The sequence below is a fragment of the Fusibacter bizertensis genome (assembly GCF_029914245.1).
Lineage (GTDB): Bacteria > Bacillota > Clostridia > Peptostreptococcales > Acidaminobacteraceae > Fusibacter_C > Fusibacter_C bizertensis.
On sequence record NZ_JARYZI010000063.1, the window covers coordinates 1 to 219 of the forward strand.

Annotated in this window: 1 tRNA gene; it reads left to right on the top strand. The window is 47.5% G+C overall.

From position 1 onward, the window contains the following. The first annotated feature begins 142 nt into the window (after positions 1 to 142). Positions 143 to 218, top strand: a tRNA-Thr gene (locus tag QE109_RS17705). Position 219 lies beyond the last annotated feature (1 nt).

A 219-nucleotide genomic window follows, 5' to 3' on the forward strand; every position in this document is an offset into this window, starting at 1 on the left:
TCCAGTAGTTCAGTTGGTTAGAACGCTAGCCTGTCACGCTAGAGGTCGACGGTTCGAGTCCGTTCTGGATCGCCATTTAATAAATTTTGTTATACAAAATTTATCCCGACATGTACAACGTTAGTTGTCAGGAGGGAAAAGCGCCGGTGTAGCTCAATTGGTAGAGCAACTGACTTGTAATCAGTAGGTCGCGGGTTCGAGTCCCATCACCGGCTCCAT